We start from the raw sequence: 22,803 nt of genomic DNA, 5'->3' as shown, positions 1-22,803 counted from the left end.
TTCGTCAAATCAGGAATAATCCTTGCCTGTTTTTTTGCGTCGCCGCCCTACCCCTGCGGCTTCGCCAGGGACGCCACCTACCCGGTGCTGCGCGCCCACACATTCGGAGATACACAATGTCTACCCTCCCCGTCACCTTGATGGTTGCGCGCCGCGCTGCCCAAGGCCGCTATCAGGACATGATGAGCTGGCTGCGCGAAGGCGAGCAACTGGCCACTGACTTCCCCGGCTACCTGGGTTCCGGCGTGCTTGCACCGCCCGCCGACGGTGGCGAATTCCAGATCATCTTCCGCTTCGCCGACGAGCAGACCCTGCACGCCTGGGAGTTCTCGGCCTCGCGCAGCGCCTGGCTGGGCCGTGGCAGCGAATTGTTTGCCGACCCCATGGAGCATCGCGTCAGCGGCATGGAAGGCTGGTTTGGTGCCGTGGGCCAGCGCCCACCGCGCTGGAAACAGGCCGTGGCGATCTGGCTGGCGTTTTTTCCGGTGTCGTTGCTGTTCAATTTTGGCCTTGAGCCACTGTTGGCCGAGCTGGGCCTGTTCAGCCGTGTGCTGGTCAGCACCCTGGCCCTGACGCCGTTGATGGTCTATCTGTTCATTCCGCTGTCCACCCATTTGCTGGCAGGCTGGCTCAATCCTGCCCCGCAGCGGGTAAAACCTGCCGAAGCCACCGTTTGAGCCGAGCCGCAACAGGCCGGGCGCTGGTATAGTTTTAGCCTGCCAGCGACCCGAGCCTCCCATGACCTCTCCCGCCCCGATCCTGATTACCGGTGCCGGCCAACGTGTCGGCCTGCACTGCGCCCTGCGCCTGCTGGACGACAACCAGCCGGTGATCTTCAGCTATCGCAGTGAACGCCCCGGCGTACAGGCCCTGCGCGAGCGTGGCGCAATTGGCGTGTTTGCCGACTTTTCCTGCGAGGCCGGCATCCTGGCCTTCATCAGCGAACTCAAGACCCATACCGACCGCCTGCGGGCAATCATCCACAATGCCTCGACCTGGGCCGCCGAAACACCCGGTGACGAAGCCCATGCCTTTATCGATATGTTCAGTGTGCACATGCTTGCGCCGTACCTGATCAACCTGCATTGTGCAGACTTGTTGCACCGCTCGATGCCGGCCGACATTGTGCACATCAGCGACGACGTGACCCGCAAGGGCAGCCGCCAGCATATTGCCTACTGTGCCAGCAAGGCCGGGCTCGACAGCCTGACCCTGTCCTTCGCCGCCCACTACGCGCCCCGGGTCAAGGTCAATGGCATCTCGCCGGCCATGGTGATGTTCAACGACGGCGACGACGCGACCTATCGCGCCAAGGTCCTGGCCAAGTCGGCACTGGGCATCGAACCCGGGCCCGAGGTGATTTACCAGAGTGTGCGTTACCTGCTGGACAACCCTTATGTGACCGGCACCACCCTGACCGTCAACGGCGGGCGACATGTCAAGTAAACCCGAACACCAGCCGCTGGGGTTCCTGCAACTGATTGGATGGAGCAAGTAGCAATGCCACAACTTCAACCAGGTATGGCGCGCATCCGGGTCAAGGACCTGTGTCTGCGTACCTTCATTGGCATCAACGAGGATGAGATCCTCAACAAGCAGGATGTGTTGATCAACCTGACCATCCTGTATGCCGCACAAGACGCCGTGCGCGACAATGACATCGACCACGCCTTGAACTACCGCACCATCACCAAGGCCATCATCGCCCACGTCGAAGGCAACCGCTTTGCCCTGCTCGAACGCCTGACCCAGGAACTGCTGGACCTGGTGATGGGCAATGAGTCGGTGCTGTATGCCGAGGTCGAAGTCGACAAGCCCCATGCGCTGCGCTTTGCCGAGTCGGTGTCGATTACCCTGGCGGCCAGCCGCTAATCCCCTGAATCTGTGTGAATCCCATGACCGATCAACAACGCCTGGAACTTGAAGCCGCCGCCTTTCGCCGGCTGGTCGCCCACCTGGACAGCCGCAAGGACGTGCAGAATATCGACCTGATGAACCTCGCCGGCTTCTGCCGCAACTGCCTGTCCAAGTGGTACAAGGCCGAAGCCGACGAACGCCAGATCGAGGTCAGCCTCGATGACGCCCGCCAAGTGGTCTACGGCATGCCGTATGCCGAGTGGAAAGCCCAATACCAGCAAGAAGCCAGCGCCGAACAACAAGCGGCGTTTGCCAAAGGAAAACCCCATGACTGACCTGAACACCCTGCGCGCCAGCCTCGACAGCGGCGCACACGCGTTTGCCGACACCCTGGCCTTTATTGCCGCCGGTTACGACTACCAGCCACAGGCCTTCAGCAACGGCGGCGTAGAAAACGCCGCCGGGCAGAACGAAGGCTCATGCAAGACCCTGGGCCTGACGCTGCTGGAAGGCTTGAGCGACCAGCAGGCTTTGCTGGCGTTCGGTGAGCATTACCGTTCGGTGTTGGCGACGCCTGAGGGCACGGATCACGGCAATATCCGCGCGTTGATCGAGCATGGGTTGGCAGGTGTGAAGTTCAGCGCCCAGCCCCTGACTCGAAAATCCTGAGCCAAACACCGATCCCACATTTGAATGGCGGTACTTATCAAATCCCGCCCATAAAAAAACCGGCCTCGCAGCCGGTTTTTTGAGTGCCGCAGTTTAGCAGGAAACGTCTTTCAAGCCATCGAGGTAACGCTCGGCATCCAGGGCCGCCATGCAGCCGGCGCCGGCCGAGGTGATGGCCTGGCGGTAGACGTGGTCAGCCACGTCGCCGGCGGCAAAGATGCCTTCGAGGTTGGTCGCGGTGGCATTGCCTTCACGGCCGCCCTGCACCACCAGGTAACCGTCTTTGGCGGTCAGCTTGCCTTCAAACAGCGAGGTGTTCGGGGTGTGGCCAATGGCGATGAACACGCCGTCGACTTTCAGCTCGTCAAAGCTGCCATCGTTGTTTTTCAGGCGCGCACCGGTCACGCCCATGGTGTCGCCCAGGACTTCATCCAGGGTGGCGTTGAGCTTGAGGATGATCTTGCCTTCGGCAACCCGCGCGTGCAGCTTGTCGATCAGGATCTTCTCGGCGCGGAAGGTTTCGCGGCGGTGCACCAGGGTCACAGTGCTGGCGATGTTGGCCAGGTACAGTGCCTCTTCTACAGCGGTGTTACCCCCCCCGACCACGGCCACCGGCTTGTTGCGGTAGAAGAAACCGTCGCAGGTCGCGCAGGCGGAAACGCCCTTGCCCATGAACGCTTCTTCCGATGGCAGGCCCAGGTAACGGGCGCTGGCGCCGGTGGCGATGATCAGCGCGTCACAGGTGTACACGCCGCTGTCGCCGGTCAGGCTGTAGGGCTTTTTCGAGAAGTCCACGGCATTGATATGGTCGAAGACGATTTCGGTCTCGAAACGCTCGGCGTGTTCTTTCATGCGTTCCATCAGCACCGGGCCGGTCAGGCCGTGGACATCGCCCGGCCAGTTGTCGACTTCAGTGGTGGTGGTCAACTGACCCCCCGCCTGCATGCCGGTGATCAGCAACGGCTTGAGGTTGGCCCGGGCCGCGTAGACCGCAGCGCTGTAACCGGCAGGGCCGGAACCGAGAATAATCACTCGCGAATGACGGGTATCAGACATGACTCACTCCTATCGACCGCCCGGACTACAGAGCGGCTGGAATAAAAAAGGACCGCGAAGCACTTGGGGAAGGCTTGAACTCGCAGGCCCTGAAAATAATGGGTGCAGCGTATAGAGGGGGGCAAGATTAAGGAAATACGGATTAACAATCCAGCTCATAGGTGGTCTCTATTCTGTGACACCGATTAATCAACATGTTTGTTACCGTTAATGTCGGCTTGCTGAGCGTGCTTTCACCCTACCGGCAAAGCCGGTAAGGTCGGCGCGTTCGCCCTTTTGCCCGGAGTTTTTCCATGCCCGCCCCCGTTCTGTCAGGCCCACAATACCTGCGTGAAGGCCTGAAACTGGTCTTGAGCCCAGGCCTGCGCCTGTTCGTCCTGCTACCCCTGGCGATCAACCTGATACTGTTCGTCGGGTTGATCTATTTCGCTGGCCATCAGTTCAGCCTGTGGGTCGATACCCTGATGCCGACGCTGCCCAGCTGGCTGAGCTTCCTCAGCTACATCCTGTGGCCGCTGTTTGTGCTGCTGGTGGCGTTTATGGTGTTTTTCAGCTTCACCATGCTCGCCAATATCATCGCCGCGCCGTTTAACGGCTTTCTTGCGGAGAAAGTCGAAGTGGTAGTGCGCGGTACCGATGACTTCCCCGCCTTCAGCTGGGCCGAGCTGTTCGCCATGGTCCCGCGCACCCTGGCCCGGGAAATGCGCAAGCTGGGCTATTTCCTGCCCCGGGCCATCGGCCTGTTTATCCTGTCGTTCATCCCGGTGGTCAACCTGATTGCCGCACCGCTGTGGCTGCTGTTCGGGGTGTGGATGATGGCGATCCAGTACATCGACTACCCGGCCGACAACCACAAGCTGGGCTGGAACGAAATGCTCGCCTGGCTGCGCCAGAAGCGCTGGCAGAGCATGAGCTTCGGCGGCATCGTCTACCTGGTGCTGCTGGTGCCGGTGGTCAACCTGTTGATGATGCCGGCGGCGGTGGCCGGGGCGACGTTGTTCTGGGTGCGTGAACGCGGCGCCGAAACGATGCTGGCGCAAAAGCCCTGACCCAATGGATTGACCTGGATCATGGTGATTTGCCCATACAGAGCACATGGTTATTAACACTATAAGCCTGTGGGGAGCACACCATGTACAGACCGTTGATGCTGATGTTCGGATTGATGTTGGGCGGCGAGGCCTGGGGGGCCGCCGCCGCCAATGAGCCCATCCTGCCAGTGCAACCGGCGAAGATCACCGATGCCGACAAGGTCGAGTTGGGCAAGCAATTGTTCTTCGACCCGCGCTTGTCCAAGTCCGGCTTCATTTCCTGCAACTCGTGCCACAACCTGAGCATGGGTGGCAGCGACAATCTGCCCACCTCCATCGGGCACAACTGGCACCAGGGGCCGATCAACTCGCCGACGGTGCTCAACTCGAGCATGAGCGTCGCGCAGTTCTGGGATGGGCGCGCGGCCACCCTGCAGGAGCAGGCCGGTGGGCCGATCGCCAACCCCGGCGAGATGGGCTTTACCCACGACCTGGCCGTGGATGTACTGCGCTCGATCCCGCAATACCAGGCCTCGTTCAAAAAAGTGTATGGCGATGGCGGCATCAAGTTCGACGATGTGACCAACGCCATCGCGGCCTTTGAAGAAACCCTGGTCACCCCCAACGCCCCGTTCGACCGCTGGTTACTGGGCGATAAAAAAGCCATCAGCGCCACCGCAGCGCAGGGCTACCAGTTGTTCAAGAGCATCGGCTGCGTGGCATGCCACAACGGCGAGGCGGTCGGTGGCAGCACCTTCCAGAAAATGGGCATGGTCGAACCCTATGCCACCCAGAACCCGGCCCAGGGCGTGGCGGGCCTGACCGGTAAGGATCAGGACCGGATGATGTTCAAGGTGCCGACCTTGCGTAACGTCGCCCTGACCTACCCCTACTTCCACGACGGTGCCTACTGGAACCTGAGCGAAGCCGTGGACGTCATGGCCCGCCTGCAACTGGGGCGCAAGTTGAGCACCGATGAAGTCGGCCAGATTGTCGCGTTCCTCGACACCCTGACCGGCGACCAGCCGGACTTCAAGTTGCCGGCCCTGCCGCCGTCTTCGGCCAAGACTCCGCGCCCCACGCCGTTCAACTGAGCCAATACCGGGCCGTGTCGTCATAAATCCGTCATGGCGATGACACAATGACGACACGGCCCACGCCGACACTGGCTGCATGACGACAGCTTTCCTGAATATCACCCTGATTACCGAAACCTTCCCGCCGGAAATCAACGGCGTGGCCAACACCCTTGGCCGCCTGTGCGAAGGACTGCGAGCACGCGGCCATCAGGTAGAGCTGATCCGCCCCAGGCAAGACAGCGATCAAAGCCGGCCCAGCGATGACGGCCTGCTGCTGTGCCGTGGCTGGCCGCTGCCGGGCTATCCGGGCCTGCAATGGGGCCAATCGTCGATGCACAAGCTGTTGCGGCGCTGGAAGCGCCAGCGCCCGGACGTGCTGTATATCGCCACCGAAGGCCCGCTGGGCCTGTCGGCACTGCGTGCGGCACGGCGCCTGGGCATCAGCGTGGTCAGCGGTTTTCATACCAATTTCCAGCAATATTCCAACCAATATGGCCTGGGCATGCTCAGCCGTGTCCTGACCCATTACCTGCGCTGGTTCCACAACCGTTCCACCCTGACCCTGGTGCCCAGCGTCAGCCAGCGCCTGGAACTGGAACGCCGCCACTTCGAGCGCCTGGGCATGCTGGCGCGTGGGGTGGACAGCCAACTGTTCCATCCGGTCAGGCGCGATAACACCTTGCGTGAAGGCTGGGGCCTGGGCAATGACGCTATCGCCGTGCTGCACGTCGGGCGTTTGGCCCAGGAAAAGAACCTGGGGCTGCTCAAACGCTGCTTCGACTCACTGCAAGCCACTTATCCACAGCGCCCCCTGAAGCTGGTCATCGTCGGCGATGGCCCGCAACGGGCGAGCCTGGAGAAAGCGCTACCCGAGGCGATTTTCTGCGGCAGCCGGCGCGGTGAGGACCTGGCCAGGCACTACGCCTCGGGCGATCTGTTTCTGTTCCCCAGCCTGACCGAGACCTTTGGCAACGTGGTGCTGGAGGCTATGGCCTCGGGGCTTGGCGTAGTGGCCTACGATCAGGCAGCCGCCACCCAGCATATCCGCCACGGCTACAGCGGCGCACTGGCGATGCCCGGGGATGAGGCGGCGTTTTGCGACGCGGCCAACTGGCTGTTGGATGAACAGGAAAACTTGCGACGGGTACGCCTCAATGCCCGGCAGCATGCCAGCCGTCAGGGATGGCCAGCCATTATCGAGCAGTTCGAGTACCAGTTACGCAGCGTATGCGATGAGGAACGGGGGATGACGGACCGCTCGCGCCTGGTGTGATGTATAGCGTTACCTTGGACATGGAACCAACTGCGCATAAACAGCCATACAAGGTGTGTAGTGCGTTCACGCCTGCGCAGACAATCATTTGATGGAGTCATGACCATGGTAAGCCTCGACCAGTTAGCGTTCCAGCCTAACCTATCCGGCCCCCTGCTGCCCGAAAGCCGCCGGGATCCAGGGCAGTATGAACATCTATGGCAAAAACATGGCCGGGATATGGAGCCCTATTCCGCCGCCGAGCAGAGAATATTTAACAGTGGCCGATTCAATCGCCTCACCCTTGACGCAGACAGCCCGGCCGAAGAAGCCCTGAAAGCAAAGATGGGTCGTAATGATCTTCGGATGCAGTTAGGGGTATCGTCAAAAAATCCTCCAACCCCGTTTGTCGACATTTCCAGGGCTCCCTTTCAACGACCTTTCCCCGTCACAGGCGACCCCTACCGCGGTTAAAGCTGAGCCCAGGCCATACCCCCTTGAGGTATTCGATAGCACGCCGCCACAACTGACTCAATGCCTCAGGATCTGGACAACCCTGGTGTCGGGCGCAGTTGACATGCTCTGCGCCCCTCTCAGGTGAGCCGGGTTACACCAGGGTCATCAACGCCTCACGGCTGAACGGCAAGATATCGCCCTCACGCCCTTCACGCACTTTCAGCGCCCAATCCGGATCCACCAGTAGCGCACGGCCCACGGCTACCAGGTCGAACTCGTCGTTGTTCAAGCGCTCCAGCAGTTTTTCCAGGCTGGCCGGCTGGGCAATTTTGTCGGTGTTGACCATGAACTGCAGGAACTCGCCATCCAGGCCGACACTGCCCACGGTGATGGTCGGCTTGCCGGTGAGCTGGCGGGTCCAACCGGCCAGGTTCAGCTCGGAACCCTCGAACTCCGGCTCCCAGAAACGCCGGGTGGAACAATGGAAAATATCCACGCCCGCGTCAGACAACGGCTTGAGGAACTCACCCAATGCCTCGGGGGTTTGCACCAGGCGCGCGGTGTAATCCTGCTGCTTCCATTGGGAGAAGCGGAAAATGATCGGGAATTGGGGGCCGACCGCCGCACGTACAGCTTGAATCAACTCGATGGCGAACCGCGAACGCTTGGCCTGGCTGCCGCCGTATGCATCCGTACGCGGGTTGCTGGCGTCCCAGAAGAACTGATCGACCAGGTAACCGTGGGCACCGTGGATCTCCACGCCGTCCATGCCGATGGCCTGGGCATCCTTGGCGGCCTGGGCGAAGGCGGTGATCACGTCCTGGATGTCCTGGGGCGTCATGCCGTGGACCACCACCTTGCCGTCCTTGAGCTTTTCCACTGGGCCATAGGCCGGCACGCTGGCATCCGGCTCGGTGCCAAGGCGGCGTACACTGCCGACATGCCACAGCTGCGGGACGATCTTGCCCCCTTCGGCATGCACCGCATCAACCACCTTCTTCCAGCCGGCCAATGCCGCTTCACCGTAGAAGTGCGGCACGTTCGGATAACCGTTGGCAGCCGGGTGGCCCACCACCGTGCCCTCCGTGATGATCAGGCCGACGCCGGCCGCCGCGCGACGGCGGTAGTACTCGATCACTTTGGAGTTGGGTACGCCACCCGGGGAAAACGAACGAGTCATCGGCGCCATCACCACACGGGACGGCAATTGCAGCGCACCGAGCTGGAACGGTTTGAACAAGGCTTGGACAGGCATGGGAGCACTCCGCACGAGAGGGATTTTATGATGCGGATAATATGGAGTGCGGACAGGGTGGGATAGCACTATTGATTGCGGTGATTAAGGGGTAAAAGCACGACGGGCAATCTTCAGTGACGATGTACGCACCGACGATCGTTTCCAGTTCGACCACAGGCAACAATCATTCGGGGATGCGGAACCATATCCTACGTTTAACCACCCACCCCGTGTGCACGAAGTAGAAATACCGTGCTCGAGGTAAACGCTGTACCACCTTAATTATCCAACTGCTTGGAGATAATCAATGTCGTCTGTAAACGGGATGGGAAGCACCCAAGTGCCCCTGCAGTTCGAGCAGCAACGAAATGAGCCTCACGGCTCCCAAGTTCAACCGGCCGACACCGCCAATATAAATTTTGGTGCCTCAGACTCTGCAAACGCTGGCAGCATCAATTATCAAAACAATCGTGAGCAGGCAGCAAAAGCCTTCCAGGCAGCCACCCAAAACTGGCCGGATGACCTGGAGACTTCCGGCTAAGAACAGTTAGGGGGAGCGCCGACAGCCAAGCAGGTGTCAGATCGGACGCCTGCTTGCCGCTATGTCAGCCAAGGGCCTTTTCGATGGCCTGGATGACACTCGGATCATCCGGCGCGGTACGCGGGGAAAAGCGCGCCAGTACCCGCCCATCCTTGCCCAGCAGGAATTTCTCGAAATTCCAGGTGATATCCCCGGGAAACTCCGCGCCCTCCCCCGCCAACAGGCGGTACAACTGGTGGCGCTCAGGACCGTTCACCGAAAGCTTGCTGCCCAGGGGAAAGCTCACGCCATAGTTGAGGCTGCAGAACGCCTGGATCTCGTCTTCGGTCCCCGGTTCCTGGCCTGCAAACTGATTGCATGGCAGGCCCAGCACAGTGAAGCCCTGGCCCTTGTATTGCTGGTAGAGGTTTTCCAGCGCGGCATATTGCGGGGTCAGCCCACATTTGGAGGCGACATTGACCACCAGCACGACTTGCCCCTTGTAGGGCGCCAGAGGCAGCTCCTGACCATCCAGGGCTTTGAGTTTAAGGTCGTGGAAAGCACTCATGACAAACTCCAGATTTCCCATATTCTGTGTAACGGCCATCCGAGATTACAGCCGCCCAGCCGGCAAGAATAGCCGCCAATCAAAAAAGGCGCCCGAAGGCGCCTTTCTTTTCAACTGACCGGGCGTACCCTGTCAATCAATGGTGGTGACCACCTTCGCCGTGCACGTGGCCGTGGGCCACTTCTTCCTGGGACGCGTCGCGGATGGCCACGATCTTGACCTGGAAGTTCAGGCGCTGGCCCGCCAGCGGGTGGTTGCCGTCAACGGTGACATCGTCGCCGTCCAGGTCGCGAATGGTCACGATCTGCATCTGGCCGTCCGGTGCGGAGGCGTGGAACTGCATGCCCACTTCCAGTTCGTCGACGCCTTCAAACATGCTGCGGCTCAGGGTGCTGACCAGTTCGGCCGAGTACTCGCCGTAGGCATCTTCGGGTTCTACGGCAACGGTCAGCTCATCACCTACCTCTTTGCCTTCCAGGGCCTTTTCCAGGCCCGGGATGATGTTCCCTGCGCCTTGCAGGTAGACCAGCGGCGCGCCGCCGGCGGAGCTGTCGATGACCTCACCAGCGTCGTTGGTCAGGGTATAGTCAATGGAGACAGCCTTGTTGGCGGCGATCGGCATGGGGCGAGACCTTTTGCATAAGAATGAAGAACGGACAAGTCTAAACAAGGATTTGCCCGAAAGCGAACAGAACCCGGACAGACGGGGGCAATCCAGTGACTCGACAGTCGTCGGATTTCATCAGGACGCGCACGGCCACTGGGTCGCGGCGCTGTCCTGCGGCCATACGCAGCACCTGCGCCACCAGCCGCCCTGGCAATCCCGGGCCTGGGTGGTTGACCCAGCGCAGCGCCTGGCAAAAATAGGCCAGCCCTTTGCCTGTGGCTGGTGTGCGCAGCGCCCGGATAACGATACCCTTGGCAGCTGATTCCCGGTCGGCGCGCAGCCATAGCGCACCACCCAAGCCATGCACCTTCAGAGAATTCGCATGCAGACTTTTTTTATCGCGCCCACCGATTTTGGTGTGGGTCTGACCTCCATCAGCCTTGGGCTGGTGCGTACCCTTGAGCGGGCCGGGCTGAAAGTCGGCTTTTTCAAGCCCATTGCCCAGCCCCATCCCGGCGACACCGGGCCTGAACGTTCCACCGAACTGGTGGCGCGTACCCACGGCCTGAAACCACCCCAACCCCTGGGCCTGGCCCATGTCGAGCGGATGCTCGGCGATGGCCAGCTCGATGAGCTGCTCGAAGAAATCATCACCCTGTACCAGCAGGCCGCCGTGGGCAAGGACGTGCTGATCGTCGAAGGCATGGTGCCGACCCGCAGCGCCAGCTATGCGGCACGGGTCAACCTGCACCTGGCCAAAAGCCTGGATGCCGAAGTCATTCTGGTCTCGGCCCCGGAAAACGAAGTGCTGACCGAACTCTCCGGCCGTGTGGAGTTGCAGGCACAACTGTTCGGCGGCCCGAAAGACCCGAAAGTGCTGGGCGTGATTCTCAACAAGGTGCAGACCGACGAAAGCATGGAAGCCTTCGCCACGCGCCTCAAGGAGCACTCGCCGTTGCTGCGCAGTGGCGATTTCCGCCTGCTCGGCTGCATCCCGTTCCAGCCGGAGCTCAATGCCCCACGTACCCGCGATGTGGCCGACCTGATGGGCGCGCAAGTGCTCAACGCCGGCGACTATGAAACCCGGCGCATGAACAAAATCATCATCTGCGCGCGCACCATGCGCAACACCGTGGAGCTGCTCAAGCCCGGCGTGCTGGTGGTGACGCCGGGGGATCGCGACGACATCATCCTCGCCGTCAGCCTGGCGGCGATCAATGGCGTGCCCCTGGCCGGCCTGTTGCTGACCAGCGACACCCTGCCCGACCCACGGATCATGGACCTGTGCCGTGGCGCGTTCCAGGCCGGGCTGCCGGTGTTGTCGGTGAGCACCGGCTCCTACGACACCGCCAACCAGCTCAACAGCCTGAACAAGGAAATCCCGATTGATGACCGCGAACGCGCGGAGATCATCACCGATTTCGTCGCCAGCCACCTGGACGCGCGCTGGCTGCACCAGCGTTGCGGCACGCCACGGGAGATGCGCCTGTCGCCGGCGGTGTTCCGCTACCAGTTGATCCAGCGCGCCCAGGCCGCCAACAAGCGCATCGTGCTGCCCGAAGGCAGCGAGCCGCTGACCGTGCAAGCCGCCGCCATCTGCCAGGCCCGGGGCATTGCCCGCTGCGTGCTGCTGGCCAAGCCGGCCGACGTCGAGGCCGTGGCCCGCGCCCAGGGCATCGAGTTGCCCGAAGGCCTGGAGATTCTCGACCCGGACCTGATTCGCGAGCGCTATGTCGAGCCAATGGTGGCGCTGCGCAAGAGCAAAAGCCTCAACGCACCGATGGCCGAGCAGCAACTGGAAGACACTGTGGTGATCGCCACCATGATGCTGGCGCTGGATGAAGTGGACGGCCTGGTCTCCGGGGTCATCCACTCCACCGCCAATACCATCCGCCCGGCCCTGCAACTGATCAAGACCGCGCCGGGCTGCACCCTGGTGTCGTCGGTGTTTTTCATGCTGTTCCCCGAGCAGGTGCTGGTGTACGGCGACTGCGTGATGAACCCGCACCCCAGCGCCGCGGAACTGGCGGAAATCGCCCTGCAAAGCGCCGACTCGGCCGCCGCCTTCGGCATCACCCCGCGCGTGGCGATGATCAGCTATTCCAGCGGCGATTCGGCCAGTGGCGAAGAAGTGGAGAAGGTCCGCGAGGCCACCCTGCTGGCCCATGAACAACAGAGCTCGCTGCTGATCGACGGCCCGTTGCAGTACGATGCCGCCGCCAACGAAAACGTCGCCCGGCAACTGGCGCCCAACAGCCTGGTGGCGGGCAAGGCCACAGTCTTTGTGTTCCCCGACCTCAACACCGGCAACACCACCCACAAGGCGGTACAGCGCAGCGCCGATTGCGTCAGCCTCGGGCCGATGCTGCAGGGCCTGCGCAAACCCGTGAACGACCTGCCCCGTGGGGCCCAGGTGGACGATATTGTCTACACCATCGCCCTGACTGCGATTCAAGCCGCCAACCGACCTATGGATGCCTAAATGCTGGATTTTCTGCCTGCCGCCCTGCGCGGGGTGATTGCCTCGTTACTGCTGGCGTTGAACACCCTCCTGCTGTGTTCATTTCTGTTTATCGTCGCGTTGTTCAAGGCGCTGCCGTTCGCCAAGCGCTTCAGCGAATGGTTGATGAACCACACCCATGAGGCGTGGATCAGCAACAACAAGGCCTGGATGAACCTGGTGTGCCGCACGCGCTGGCACCTCAAGGGCCTGGAAGGCCTGGACTACCAGCACTCGTACCTGGTGACCAGCAACCACCAGAGCTGGGTCGACATCATGGTGCTGCAGTACGTACTCAATCGGCGGATCCGCCCGCTGAAGTTTTTCCTCAAGCAGGAGCTGATCTGGGTGCCGGTGATCGGCCTGGCGTGGTGGGCCCTGGGTTTCCCCTTCATGAAGCGTTACACCAAGGCCTACCTGGAGAAACACCCGGAGAAAAAAGGCAAGGACCTGGAAACCACCCGCAAGACCTGTGCGAAGTTTCGCGACAACCCTGTGGGTATTTTCAACTTTGCCGAAGGCACGCGGTTTACCCCTGGCAAACATGCTCAGCAACAATCGCCGTTGCGCTATCTGCTCAAGCCCAAGGCCGGTGGCATTGCGTTTGTACTGGATGCCATGGGCGAGCAGTTGAAATCGCTGGTGAACGTGACCATTCACTACCCTGGCGGGCGTCCCGGCTATTGGGATCTGCTGTGCGGCAATGTGCGGGAGGTGGTGGTGCAGTTTGAAGAGGTACAGATCCCGGCCGAGTTCATTGGCAAGAACTATGAGCAGGACGGGGAATATCGGTTGGCGTTCCAGGGCTGGATCAACCAGCTGTGGGAAGACAAGGATGCCCTACTGAGCCGGCTTCACATCGAGTACTCAGGCAACTGATCGTTCCCACGCTCTGCGTGGGAATGCATCCCCTGACACTCCGCGTCACCACCTCAAGAGCGGACGCGGAGCGTCCAAGGCGGCGTTCCCACGCGGAGCGTGGGAACGATCAGCAAACGTACCGAAACAGTATTGTCGGCAACTGATTTTCCAGGCTCTCCCACTCAACCATACGCCCGGTTTAAACACCGGGTATCTGGATCGCGCACATCTGCGCCCTGAAAAATGATTACGGGAGCCAACTCTATGACCATCACCTCTTCATCCCCAATACTTCCTGCAACACCACAGCCAACCGCAGAAAACCAGACACAGCCGGCTTATAAACGAACCTATGAAGACGGCAATCTGACAATCAGCGCAGACTTCGATCTCGCGGACGTGAACAGTCAGGACAACTATAGAAACGTCACTATTAACACCGGCAACCACAACGACCGCATTCACCTGCGCCTGGACCCTGACCAAAAGTTGACGGCCGATATCAACGGCAAAAGCTATCCGCTAAACATGCCCAACCAACCGCTCTCTACAATCACGATCAATACCAACGGCGGCGACGACCGTGTGAGTGTTGATGACAACGTAAAAAGTATCCTCGAGATCAATACCGGAGACGGTAACGATTTCTTCAAGGGCGGAGGCGGTATTGCAAGCGTCCACTTGGGTGACGGGGATGACCAGGCCTACCTGGGTCTAGGCGGTACGCTTCATGGCGAAAACGGTAACGACTTCCTGGCCGGAGGTCGGGGTTGGCGGAACAACCTGCTGGGGGGGAGCGGCAGTAACATCATGATAGGCGCAAAAGTCGGTAACCTAGACCAGAAAACCTCTATCACAGGCAGCGGGGATCACGACACAATGACCGTGCTTTCTGGAAAATTTTCTATCAACAGTGGTGCCGGAACATCCTTCATCACCACCGAAGGCGTTGGCGAAATCAACATAGGCAAGGGCCACAACATAATCGATACCACCTCCCAAGCAGATATCTACGGAACCAAAGACACTGACGTACTCAACCGGGTCGAAGTGTCTGATGGCAAATCGGCCTAATCCCTAGATATAAAAAAGCCCGCCATCGATCACTCGATGGCGGGCTTTTAGCTTGCCGCTTAAAGCTTGCCGCTAACCCGCAGCAACTCCAGCACCTGCTTGACGCTGTCCTCCAGCGACAACGCCTGCGTATCAATCACCAGGTCGGCATTCAACGGCACGTCGTACGGGAACGACTCGCCAGGGATGTTATCCCCACCGGCGGCGTACAAGCCTTGCGGGTCACGTTCGGCACACACCAGCGGCGAGGCCTGCACGTAGACCGTGAGCAGGCGATCACTGCCGATCAGCGCCTTGGCCTGTTCGCGACCTTCGGCATCCGGCGCCACGAAGGCGGCCAGGGTCAGCAGGCCGGCTTCGTTGAACTGCCGCGCCACGTGGGCGGCACGCCGCCAGTTCTCGGTGCGCCCGGCACGGTCCTGTGGCAGGCCTTTATTGAGGTCATGCCGCAGGTTCTGCCCATCGAGCACAAACACCGCACGGCCCATGTCGAACAGCTTGCGCTCGACGGCATAGGCCAGGGTGCTCTTGCCCGCGCCCGACAGGCCGCTGAACAACACGGTAGCCGGCTGCTGGCCAAAGCGCTGGGCGCGCTCCTCGGTGGCCACGTGGGCCAGTTTGCCGTGCTGCGCAGCACCGCCATGGCTGGCCGGTGGCGCGATGATCATGCCCGCCGCCACGGTGCCGTTGGTCAACCGGTCGATCACGATAAAGGCGCCGGTGGTGCGGTTGCTGGCATAGCCGTCCAGGGCAATGGCCGCGTCGAGGCTGACCTTGACCCGGCCGATTTCGTTCAACTGCAAGGCACTGGCCGGGCCTTCCTCCAGAGTGTTCACATCCACGCGATGCACAATGCTGGCAATGGAACCCGGCACATAACTGGTGGCGCGCTTGATATCGTATTTCTTGCCCGGCAGCATCGGCTCCTCGGCCATCCACACCAGCATGGCGTCGAAGGCGTCGGTGACTTGCGGCACGTTGTCGGCATGCACCAGCAGGTCGCCACGGGAGATGTCGATCTCGTCTTCCATGGTCAGGGTCACCGCCTGGCCGGGGCCTGCGTGCTCCAGCTCACCGTCGAAGGTGACGATGGATTTGACGCGGCTGCTCTTGCCCGACGGCAGCACCACGACTTCGTCGCCCTTGTGCACGATGCCGCTGGCCAGGGTGCCGGCGAACCCCCGGAAGTTCAGGTTCGGCCGGTTGACGTACTGCACCGGGAACCGCAGGTCGGTGTAGTTGCGGTCGTTGGCGATCTCGACGGTTTCGAGGATCTCCATCAGCGACTGGCCGGTGTACCACGGCGAACGCTCGCTCTTGTTCACCACGTTATCGCCCTTGAGCGCCGACATCGGCACAAAGGCCATGGTGCTCGGCTTGAACGCGATGCCCTCGGCAAACTTCAGGTAGTCGGCCTTGATCGACTCGAAAATGCTTTCGTCGAAACCGTTGAGGTCCATCTTGTTGATGGCGATGACGATGTGCTTGATCCCCAACAGCGAGGCGATAAAGCTGTGGCGACGGGTCTGGGTCTGCACACCGTAGCGCGCATCCACCAGGATGATCGCCAGGTCACAGGTGGACGCACCGGTGGCCATGTTGCGGGTGTACTGCTCATGGCCCGGGGTGTCGGCGATGATGAATTTGCGCTTGGCGGTGGAGAAATAGCGGTAGGCCACATCAATGGTGATGCCCTGCTCACGCTCGGCCTGCAGACCGTCGACCAGCAAGGCCAGGTCGATATCGTCGCCGGTGGTGCCGACTTTCTTCGAGTCGCGGGTGATGGCTTCCAGATGGTCTTCGTAGATCATCTTCGAGTCGTGCAGCAGGCGCCCGATCAGGGTGCTCTTGCCGTCATCGACGTTGCCACAGGTCAGAAAGCGCAGCATTTCCTTGCGTTCGTGCTGGCCCAGGTAGGCGAGGATGTCCTCGCTGATCAAATCAGATACGTGCGACATGACAACCCCTTAGAAATAACCCTGACGTTTTTTATCTTCCATGGAGCCGGCGCCATCGTGGTCGATGACCCGGCCCTGGCGCTCGGAAGTTCGCGTCAGGAGCATTTCCTGGATGATGTCCGTCAGCGTCTCGGCTTCGGACTCCACCGCGCCCGTCAGCGGGTAGCAGCCAAGGGTACGGAAACGGACTTTCTTCTTGACGATACGGGCTTTGTCTTCGTCGGACAGGTGTTCGAGAATGCGCTCGTCATCGATCATGATCAGCGTGCCGTTCTTCTCGATCACTTCACGTTCGGCGGCGAAATACAGCGGCACGATCGGGATGCCTTCCAGATAGATGTACTGCCAGATATCCAGCTCGGTCCAGTTGGACAGCGGGAACACGCGGATCGACTCGCCCTTGTTGACGTTGCCGTTGTAGACGTTCCACAACTCCGGGCGCTGGTTTTTCGGGTCCCAGCGGTGCTTGCTGTCGCGGAACGAGTACACGCGCTCCTTGGCGCGGGATTTCTCTTCATCGCGACGGGCACCGCCGAACGCGGCGTCGAAACCATGCTGGTCCAAGGCCTGTTTGAGGCCTTCGGTCTTCATGATATCGGTGTGCTTGGCGCTGCCGTGGGTGAACGGATTGATGCCCTGCGCTACGCCGTCCGGGTTGACGTGGGTGATCAGCTCCAGGCCCAGTTCCTCGACCATGCGGTCGCGGAACTTGTACATTTCCTGGAATTTCCACTGGGTGTCCACATGCATCACCGGGAACGGCAACTTGCCCGGAAAGAATGCCTTGCGCGCCAGATGCAGCATCACGGCGGAGTCTTTGCCGATGGAGTAGAGCATTACCGGGTTGTCGAACTCAGCGGCAACCTCACGGATGATGTGGATGCTCTCCGCCTCCAGCTGTTTGAGATGCGTCAGTTTATCGACCATGGCTACTCACGGAAAAACGATTCTTTTTGGACGGCCTGCGGGCCGTGTTCGAGCGAGGCATGCTAGCACAGCACCTGCTTCTATTCAGGGAGCCTGCTAGATCGAAACGGTATATGGATATACCTCTCGGTTTGCCCGCAATGGCGGGCCTGTGGGGAGGCTTAGATCGGGTTGGGACAGTCGATAAACAGGTGCTCCAGGGCAAAGCGCCGGGCCAGGTAATCGCCCAGGGCCTGCACGCCATAACGCTCGGTGGCGTGATGGCCGGCGGCGATAAAGCTGATGTCGTTTTCCCGGGCGCTGTGGAAGGTTTGCTCCGACGCTTCGCCACTGAGATACAGATCGACCCCGGCCAGCACGGCCTGATCGATGTAACCCTGGCCACCGCCCGTGCACCAGCCCACGCGGCGGATCATCGCGCTGCCTTCGATCAGCAGCGGTTCGCGGCCCATGGCTTCCTGCACGCGGCGGGCGAAATCCCGCGCCGACAACGGCTCGGCCAGGGAGCCCACCAGCCCCACAACCTTGAGGTTGTCCGGGTCCAGCGGGCCCTCGACGGTGATGTCCAACTGGCGGGCCAACTGCACGTTGTTGCCCACGTCTGGGTGCAGGTCCAGCGGCAGGTGGTAGGCCAAGAGGCTGATGTCGTGCTTGAGCAGGGTCTTGAGGCGGCGCTGCTTCATGCCGGTGATGCACGGGCTCTCGCCCTTCCAGAAATAGCCGTGGTGCACCAGCACCAGATCGGCCTTGGCCTCTACCGCCGCGTCGAGCAGCGCTTGGCTGGCGGTCACGCCACTGACAATGCGCAATACCTGCGGCCGGCCTTCGACCTGCAGGCCATTGGGGCAGTAGTCGGCAATTTTTGCGCTGTTCAAGTAGCGATCCGCTTCTTCAACCAGGGTGCTCAGGGCAACGGCCATAAAAGACTCCTAAATATCCCGTTCAGAGGCGCTCGCGGCCTCGTATAATGCGCGACATTATGGGCGCTCCCACGCCCCCTGCAACCTGTCAGGACTTACTTGATGCTCAAGGTGCTGCGTTTTTTTGGATGGCCATTGTTGGCCGGCGTGCTGATCGCGATGCTGATCATTCAGCGTTATCCGCAATGGGTCGGCCTGCCAAGCCTGGACGTCAACCTGCAACAGGCACCGCAAACCAGCGCAGTGCAACAGGGCCCGGTGACCTACGCCGATGCCGTGGTGGTGGCCGCGCCTGCGGTGGTCAACCTGTACACCACCAAAGTCATCAATAAACCGGCGCACCCGTTGTTTGAAGACCCGCAGTTCCGGCGCTTTTTCGGCGACAACTCGCCCAAGCAGCGCCGCATGGAGTCGAGCCTGGGCTCCGGGGTGATCATGAGCCCGGAAGGCTACATCCTCACCAACAACCATGTCAGCACCGGGGCCGACCAGATTGTGGTGGCCCTGCGTGATGGCCGCGAAACCCTGGCGCGGGTGGTGGGCAGCGACCCGGAAACCGACCTGGCCGTTTTGAAAATCGACCTCAAGCACCTGCCGTCCATCACCATCGGCCGCTCCGAAGGCCTGCGCGTCGGCGATGTGGCGCTGGCGATCGGCAACCCGTTCGGTGTCGGCCAGACCGTGACCATGGGCATCATCAGCGCCACCGGGCGCAATCAGTTGGGCCTCAACAGCTACGAAGACTTTATCCAGACCGACGCGGCGATCAACCCGGGCAACTCCGGCGGCGCACTGGTGGACGCCAATGGCAACCTGACCGGCATCAACACCGCGATCTTCTCCAAGTCCGGTGGCTCCCAGGGCATCGGTTTCGCGATCCCGGTGAAGCTGGCGATGGAAGTGATGAAGTCGATCATCGAGCACGGCCAGGTGATCCGTGGCTGGCTGGGGATTGAAGTGCAACCGCTGACCAAGGAGCTGTCGGAATCCTTTGGCCTGACCGGGCGCCCGGGCATCGTCATCGCCGGCATCCTGCGCGGCGGCCCGGCAGAAAAGGCCGGGATGCAGGTCGGCGATGTGATCCTCAGCATCGACGGCGAACCGGCGGGCGATGGCCGGCGTTCGATGAACCAGGTAGCGCGGATCAAGCCCACGGAAAAGGTCGCGATCCAGGTCATGCGCAATGGCAAAGAGATCAAGCTGCTGGCCGAAGTGGGCTTGCGCCCGCCGCCCGCACCGGTGAAAGAGCAGGAATAAAGGGCAACCCTTAAAGAGAGACACTCTCAATAGTCATGTTATATTATTTCAATATTGATATTGGAATGTTAGACCATGACGTCTCGAAAGTTTGCGCCCCTGGCCGGTCTTGCCTTGGGATTGCTGGTGGACCCGGTGTTTGCAGAAGACACCACCCCCCTTGAGTTGGCCACCACCAGCATCACCGGCGAGGCCTATGAATCCGCCACCGGCCCGGTCAAGGGCTACCGCGCAACCCGCTCGGCCAGCGCAACCAAGACCGACACCGCCCTGCGCGATATCCCACAATCGATCAGTGTGATTCCCGCCACGGTGCTCAAGGACCTGGGCAGTCACAATGTCGAGCGCGCCCTGGAATTTGCCGGCGGCGTGTCCAAGCAGAACAACTTCGGTGGCCTGACTCTTTACGAATACAGCATTCGCGGCTTCACCACTTCGCAGTTCTACCAGGACGGGTTCAGCGCCAACCGTGGCTACCCCAGCACCCCGGACACGGCCAATATCGAACGCATCGAAGTGCTCAAGGGCCCCGCCGCCAGCCTGTATGGCCGTGGCGACCCCGGCGGCACCGTGAATATCGTCACCAAGAAGCCCCAAGCCGAAGCCTTCACCACCGTGCAGACCAGCGCCGGCAGTTGGGACCGCTACCGCACCGCCGTGGATATCAACACCCCGCTGGACAGCGAAGGCCGGGTGCTGTCGCGGGTCAATCTGGCGGTAGAGGACAACCACAGTTTCCGCGATCATGTGCAAAGCAAACGGGTATTTGTCGCCCCTTCGTTCAGCTGGCAACTGGACCCGGACACCCGCTTGCTGGTGGAAAGTGAGTTCGTGCGCCACAGCTCCACGTTCGACCGCGGCCTCGTCGCCCCCAACAACCGCTGGAGCGGCATGTCCCGCTCGACCTTCCTTGGCGAGCCCAACGACGGCGATATCGACAACCACAACAACCGCCTGCAAGCCACCCTCGAACATCACTTGAACGATGCCTGGAAACTGCGCCTGGCCAGCCACTACAAACAGGGCAGCCTGTGGGGCGAAGCCTCGGAAAACCGCGCGCTGAATGCCGACGGCCATACCATCAACCGCCGCTACCGCCAGCGCTCCATGGGCTGGCACGACAGCATCACCCAGTTGGAGCTGCGTGGCCTGTTCGAGATCGGCAGTTGGCAGCATGAAGTGCTGATCGGCACCGAGTACGAGGACTACCGCAAGAAAGAACGGGTGACCGCCATCGCCGGCAGCTACCCCATCGACATCTATAAGCCGGTCTACGGCCAGCCCAAGCCCAATGGCCTGCGCTCGGGCAGCGATTTTTTCACCCAGGTGAAAAGCCAGGCGCTGAACCTGCAAGACCAGATCATCTTTACCGACCGCCTGCGCGGGGTGGTGGGCGTGCGCCTGGAGCACGTCGAGCAAAGCTCGCAGGACTACACCCGCAACGGTGCCAAGAGCCAGAAAACCCACGATGTCATGACCCAGCGGGCTGGCCTGCTGTATCAACTGACCCCGCAAGTGGGCCTGTTTGCCAACGCCTCCACCTCGTTCAAACCGCAAAGCGAGCTGGACGCAGCCGGCAATTTCCTCAAGCCCGAGGAAGGCATTGGTTATGAAGTCGGCATCAAGAGCGAGCTGTTCGACGACCGCCTGAGCGCGACCCTGGCCGCCTTCCATATCGAAAAGGAAAACACCCTGGCCACCGACCCGGCCACCGACACCAAACGCGCCATCGGCAAGGCCCGCAGCCAGGGCTTGGACCTGCAAGTGAGCGGGCAACTGACGGATGCCGTGCGAGTGATTGGCGCCTTGGCCTACATCGACGCCGAAGTGACCAAGGGCGACAAAGAGATCCCCACCGGTAGCCGCATTCTCGGCGTGGCCAAACGCAGTGGCAGCCTGTTGGGCGTGTATGAGTTCCAGGATGGCGCCCTGCGTGGCTCGGACCTGGGCGCGGCGTTTACCTATGTCGGCGACCGTTCAGGCGAGGCCGGTAAAAGCTTCGAGTTACCGGCCTACCACACGGTGGACCTGCTGGCCCATTACAAGGCCAGCGATAACGTCACCGTGGGCCTGAACCTCAACAACCTGTTCGACGAGAAGTACTACGAGCGCTCCTACAGCAACTACTGGGTCACCCCCGCAGAGCCGCGCAACTTCACCGTCAGCCTGACCCTCAACCTGTAAAAGGACCTCACCATGCAAGCGCTCAAATCATTGGCTGTGCTCGGCCTGCTGTTCGCCACCCAGGTCTCGGCCCATGGCCTGTGGACCGAACAACGCCGCGGCCATCTCGAAGTGATCTACGGCCACGGTGCCGAAGACGAAGCCTTCAAGGCCAGAAAAGTCAGCGGCGCCTGGGCCTATGACGCCGGTGGCCGGATGATCCCGGTGACCGTACAACGCCTGGTCGACCAGGCGCGCCTGCAACCGCTCAAGCCGCCCGCCGTACTGGCCGTGGCCTTTGATAATGGCTTGTGGTCGCAAACCCCGGACAAGAAGTGGGTGAACCAGGGCCGCAGCCAGGTACCGGGCGCCGTCGAAACCACCCAGGCCTTGAAATACAGCCTGGCGATCTATCAGGCCGGGGCGAAACTGCCCAAGCTGGATCAGCTGAGGATGGTGATCGTGCCCGAGGTCGACCCACTGACCGTCGGCCCCGGCCAATCGCTGCCGGTACGGGTGTTGATCGACGGCAAGCCCGCCGCCGGGATCAAGCTGATTGGCGACTACCGTAGCGCACCGAATACCTTGAGCACCGAGACCGACCAGGATGGCCGGGCCCGGGTACTGGTGCGCAACGAGGCGTTGAATGTGATTGCGGCGCAGGCGCAAGTACCGGTCAAGGGTAATAGCGAGATTCAGACCCGTGCGCTGTTCAGTTCACTGACCTTCCTGGGCCAACCGCACCACGAATAAACACCGCTGAACCCCTGTGGGAGCCAGCTCCCACACAGGCAAGCCCCACACTAGCCAG

24 protein-coding genes are annotated in these 22,803 nt (G+C 61.2%); 17 read left to right on the top strand and 7 right to left on the bottom strand.

The genetic code is table 11. From position 1 onward, the window contains the following. The first annotated feature begins 116 nt into the window (after window positions 1-116). The 5 genes from AC07W7_RS16625 to AC07W7_RS16605 all read left to right on the top strand — a co-directional run bounded on the left by AC07W7_RS16625 (window position 117) and on the right by AC07W7_RS16605 (window position 2,526). Window positions 117-677: a putative antibiotic biosynthesis monooxygenase gene (locus AC07W7_RS16625; protein ID WP_076962825.1), complete on the top strand. Its 561-nt coding sequence runs from the start codon at window positions 117-119 to the stop codon at window positions 675-677. 61 nt (window positions 678-738) lie between these two features. Next, window positions 739-1,446: a dihydromonapterin reductase gene (gene folM, locus AC07W7_RS16620; RefSeq protein ID WP_495039719.1), complete on the top strand. Its 708-nt coding sequence runs from the start codon at window positions 739-741 to the stop codon at window positions 1,444-1,446. Between the two features lie 54 nt (window positions 1,447-1,500). Further along, window positions 1,501-1,872 (top strand): dihydroneopterin triphosphate 2'-epimerase, encoded by a 372-nt coding sequence (folX, locus tag AC07W7_RS16615; protein WP_076962827.1) that lies wholly within the window; start codon window positions 1,501-1,503, stop codon window positions 1,870-1,872. 23 nt (window positions 1,873-1,895) lie between these two features. Next, window positions 1,896-2,192, top strand: coding sequence for a DUF1244 domain-containing protein (locus tag AC07W7_RS16610; RefSeq protein ID WP_076962828.1), 297 nt, complete (start codon window positions 1,896-1,898; stop codon window positions 2,190-2,192). Then, complete coding sequence (locus AC07W7_RS16605) at window positions 2,185-2,526, top strand: HopJ type III effector protein (protein WP_495039718.1); 342 nt, start codon at window positions 2,185-2,187, stop codon at window positions 2,524-2,526. Before AC07W7_RS16610 ends, AC07W7_RS16605 begins: the two co-directional genes overlap by 8 nt. Before the next feature lie 93 nt (window positions 2,527-2,619). Here AC07W7_RS16605 and trxB read toward each other — a convergent pair whose 3' ends face one another. After that, on the bottom strand, window positions 2,620-3,582 hold the full coding sequence (gene trxB / locus AC07W7_RS16600; protein ID WP_076962830.1) for a thioredoxin-disulfide reductase: 963 nt from the start codon (window positions 3,580-3,582) through the stop codon (window positions 2,620-2,622). 293 nt (window positions 3,583-3,875) lie between these two features. Between trxB and cysZ the strand changes: the two genes are divergently transcribed. The 4 genes from cysZ to AC07W7_RS16580 all read left to right on the top strand — a co-directional run bounded on the left by cysZ (window position 3,876) and on the right by AC07W7_RS16580 (window position 7,418). Continuing rightward, complete coding sequence (cysZ, locus tag AC07W7_RS16595; protein WP_029295586.1) at window positions 3,876-4,631, top strand: sulfate transporter CysZ; 756 nt, start codon at window positions 3,876-3,878, stop codon at window positions 4,629-4,631. A gap of 83 nt (window positions 4,632-4,714) precedes the next feature. Continuing rightward, window positions 4,715-5,707 carry a cytochrome-c peroxidase gene (locus AC07W7_RS16590; RefSeq protein WP_099167974.1) on the top strand — a complete coding sequence of 331 codons (993 nt, stop codon included), beginning with the start codon at window positions 4,715-4,717 and terminating at the stop codon, window positions 5,705-5,707. Between the two features lie 79 nt (window positions 5,708-5,786). Beyond that, on the top strand, window positions 5,787-6,965 hold the full coding sequence (locus tag AC07W7_RS16585; protein WP_099167973.1) for a glycosyltransferase family 4 protein: 1,179 nt from the start codon (window positions 5,787-5,789) through the stop codon (window positions 6,963-6,965). Between the two features lie 105 nt (window positions 6,966-7,070). Beyond that, window positions 7,071-7,418: a hypothetical protein gene (locus tag AC07W7_RS16580; RefSeq protein ID WP_076962833.1), complete on the top strand. Its 348-nt coding sequence runs from the start codon at window positions 7,071-7,073 to the stop codon at window positions 7,416-7,418. 133 nt (window positions 7,419-7,551) lie between these two features. Here AC07W7_RS16580 and AC07W7_RS16575 read toward each other — a convergent pair whose 3' ends face one another. After that, window positions 7,552-8,655: an NADH:flavin oxidoreductase gene (locus tag AC07W7_RS16575; RefSeq protein WP_495039717.1), complete on the bottom strand. Its 1,104-nt coding sequence runs from the start codon at window positions 8,653-8,655 to the stop codon at window positions 7,552-7,554. 289 nt (window positions 8,656-8,944) lie between these two features. Between AC07W7_RS16575 and AC07W7_RS16570 the strand changes: the two genes are divergently transcribed. Next, window positions 8,945-9,178: a hypothetical protein gene (locus AC07W7_RS16570; protein ID WP_130898219.1), complete on the top strand. Its 234-nt coding sequence runs from the start codon at window positions 8,945-8,947 to the stop codon at window positions 9,176-9,178. Window positions 9,179-9,242: 64 nt separating this feature from the next. On the opposite strand, the gene AC07W7_RS16565 is transcribed toward AC07W7_RS16570, so the two are convergent. Both AC07W7_RS16565 and AC07W7_RS16560 read right to left on the bottom strand, forming a co-directional pair. Continuing rightward, a complete protein-coding gene (locus AC07W7_RS16565) occupies window positions 9,243-9,725 on the bottom strand; it encodes a glutathione peroxidase (RefSeq protein WP_495039716.1) in 483 nt (160 codons plus the stop codon). Between the two features lie 136 nt (window positions 9,726-9,861). Beyond that, window positions 9,862-10,347 carry an FKBP-type peptidyl-prolyl cis-trans isomerase gene (locus tag AC07W7_RS16560; RefSeq protein WP_017476012.1) on the bottom strand — a complete coding sequence of 162 codons (486 nt, stop codon included), beginning with the start codon at window positions 10,345-10,347 and terminating at the stop codon, window positions 9,862-9,864. Here AC07W7_RS16560 and AC07W7_RS16555 point away from each other — a divergent pair. From AC07W7_RS16555 to AC07W7_RS16540, 4 genes are all read left to right on the top strand, one after another. Further along, window positions 10,316-10,654, top strand: a complete 339-nt coding sequence (locus AC07W7_RS16555; RefSeq protein WP_076962865.1) for a DUF3565 domain-containing protein — start codon at window positions 10,316-10,318, stop codon at window positions 10,652-10,654. The genes AC07W7_RS16560 and AC07W7_RS16555 overlap by 32 nt on opposite strands. Window positions 10,655-10,714: 60 nt before the next feature. After that, window positions 10,715-12,814 (top strand): phosphate acetyltransferase, encoded by a 2,100-nt coding sequence (pta, locus tag AC07W7_RS16550; protein ID WP_076962837.1) that lies wholly within the window; start codon window positions 10,715-10,717, stop codon window positions 12,812-12,814. After that, entirely contained in the window at window positions 12,815-13,711 is an 897-nt protein-coding gene (gene yihG / locus AC07W7_RS16545; RefSeq protein WP_169902012.1) for a 1-acylglycerol-3-phosphate O-acyltransferase, YihG family, read from the top strand. Window positions 13,712-13,957: 246 nt separating this feature from the next. Continuing rightward, entirely contained in the window at window positions 13,958-14,767 is an 810-nt protein-coding gene (locus AC07W7_RS16540; protein WP_495039715.1) for a hypothetical protein, read from the top strand. 59 nt (window positions 14,768-14,826) lie between these two features. Here AC07W7_RS16540 and cysN read toward each other — a convergent pair whose 3' ends face one another. The 3 genes from cysN to AC07W7_RS16525 form a co-directional block, all read right to left on the bottom strand. After that, window positions 14,827-16,725: a sulfate adenylyltransferase subunit CysN gene (gene cysN, locus AC07W7_RS16535; protein ID WP_076962840.1), complete on the bottom strand. Its 1,899-nt coding sequence runs from the start codon at window positions 16,723-16,725 to the stop codon at window positions 14,827-14,829. Window positions 16,726-16,734: 9 nt separating this feature from the next. After that, window positions 16,735-17,652, bottom strand: coding sequence for a sulfate adenylyltransferase subunit CysD (cysD, locus tag AC07W7_RS16530; RefSeq protein WP_057437780.1), 918 nt, complete (start codon window positions 17,650-17,652; stop codon window positions 16,735-16,737). 161 nt (window positions 17,653-17,813) lie between these two features. Continuing rightward, the gene (locus AC07W7_RS16525; protein ID WP_057958314.1) at window positions 17,814-18,572 is read right to left on the bottom strand and encodes a Nif3-like dinuclear metal center hexameric protein; all 759 of its coding nucleotides are present in this window, start codon (window positions 18,570-18,572) and stop codon (window positions 17,814-17,816) included. Between the two features lie 102 nt (window positions 18,573-18,674). On the opposite strand from AC07W7_RS16525, the gene algW reads away from it, so the two are divergent. The 3 genes from algW (at window position 18,675) to AC07W7_RS16510 (ending at window position 22,745) form a co-directional block, all read left to right on the top strand. Continuing rightward, a complete protein-coding gene (algW, locus tag AC07W7_RS16520; RefSeq protein WP_169897850.1) occupies window positions 18,675-19,829 on the top strand; it encodes a Do family serine endopeptidase AlgW in 1,155 nt (384 codons plus the stop codon). Window positions 19,830-19,904: 75 nt separating this feature from the next. Beyond that, the gene (locus AC07W7_RS16515; protein WP_495039714.1) at window positions 19,905-22,013 is read left to right on the top strand and encodes a TonB-dependent siderophore receptor; all 2,109 of its coding nucleotides are present in this window, start codon (window positions 19,905-19,907) and stop codon (window positions 22,011-22,013) included. A 12-nt stretch (window positions 22,014-22,025) separates the two neighbouring features. Beyond that, window positions 22,026-22,745: a DUF4198 domain-containing protein gene (locus AC07W7_RS16510; RefSeq protein WP_495039713.1), complete on the top strand. Its 720-nt coding sequence runs from the start codon at window positions 22,026-22,028 to the stop codon at window positions 22,743-22,745. Window positions 22,746-22,803: the final 58 nt, after the last annotated feature.

The organism is Pseudomonas sp. GW821-FHT01D09 (genome assembly GCF_059422465.1).
This window is presented reverse-complemented; position numbering and strand designations above follow the sequence as displayed.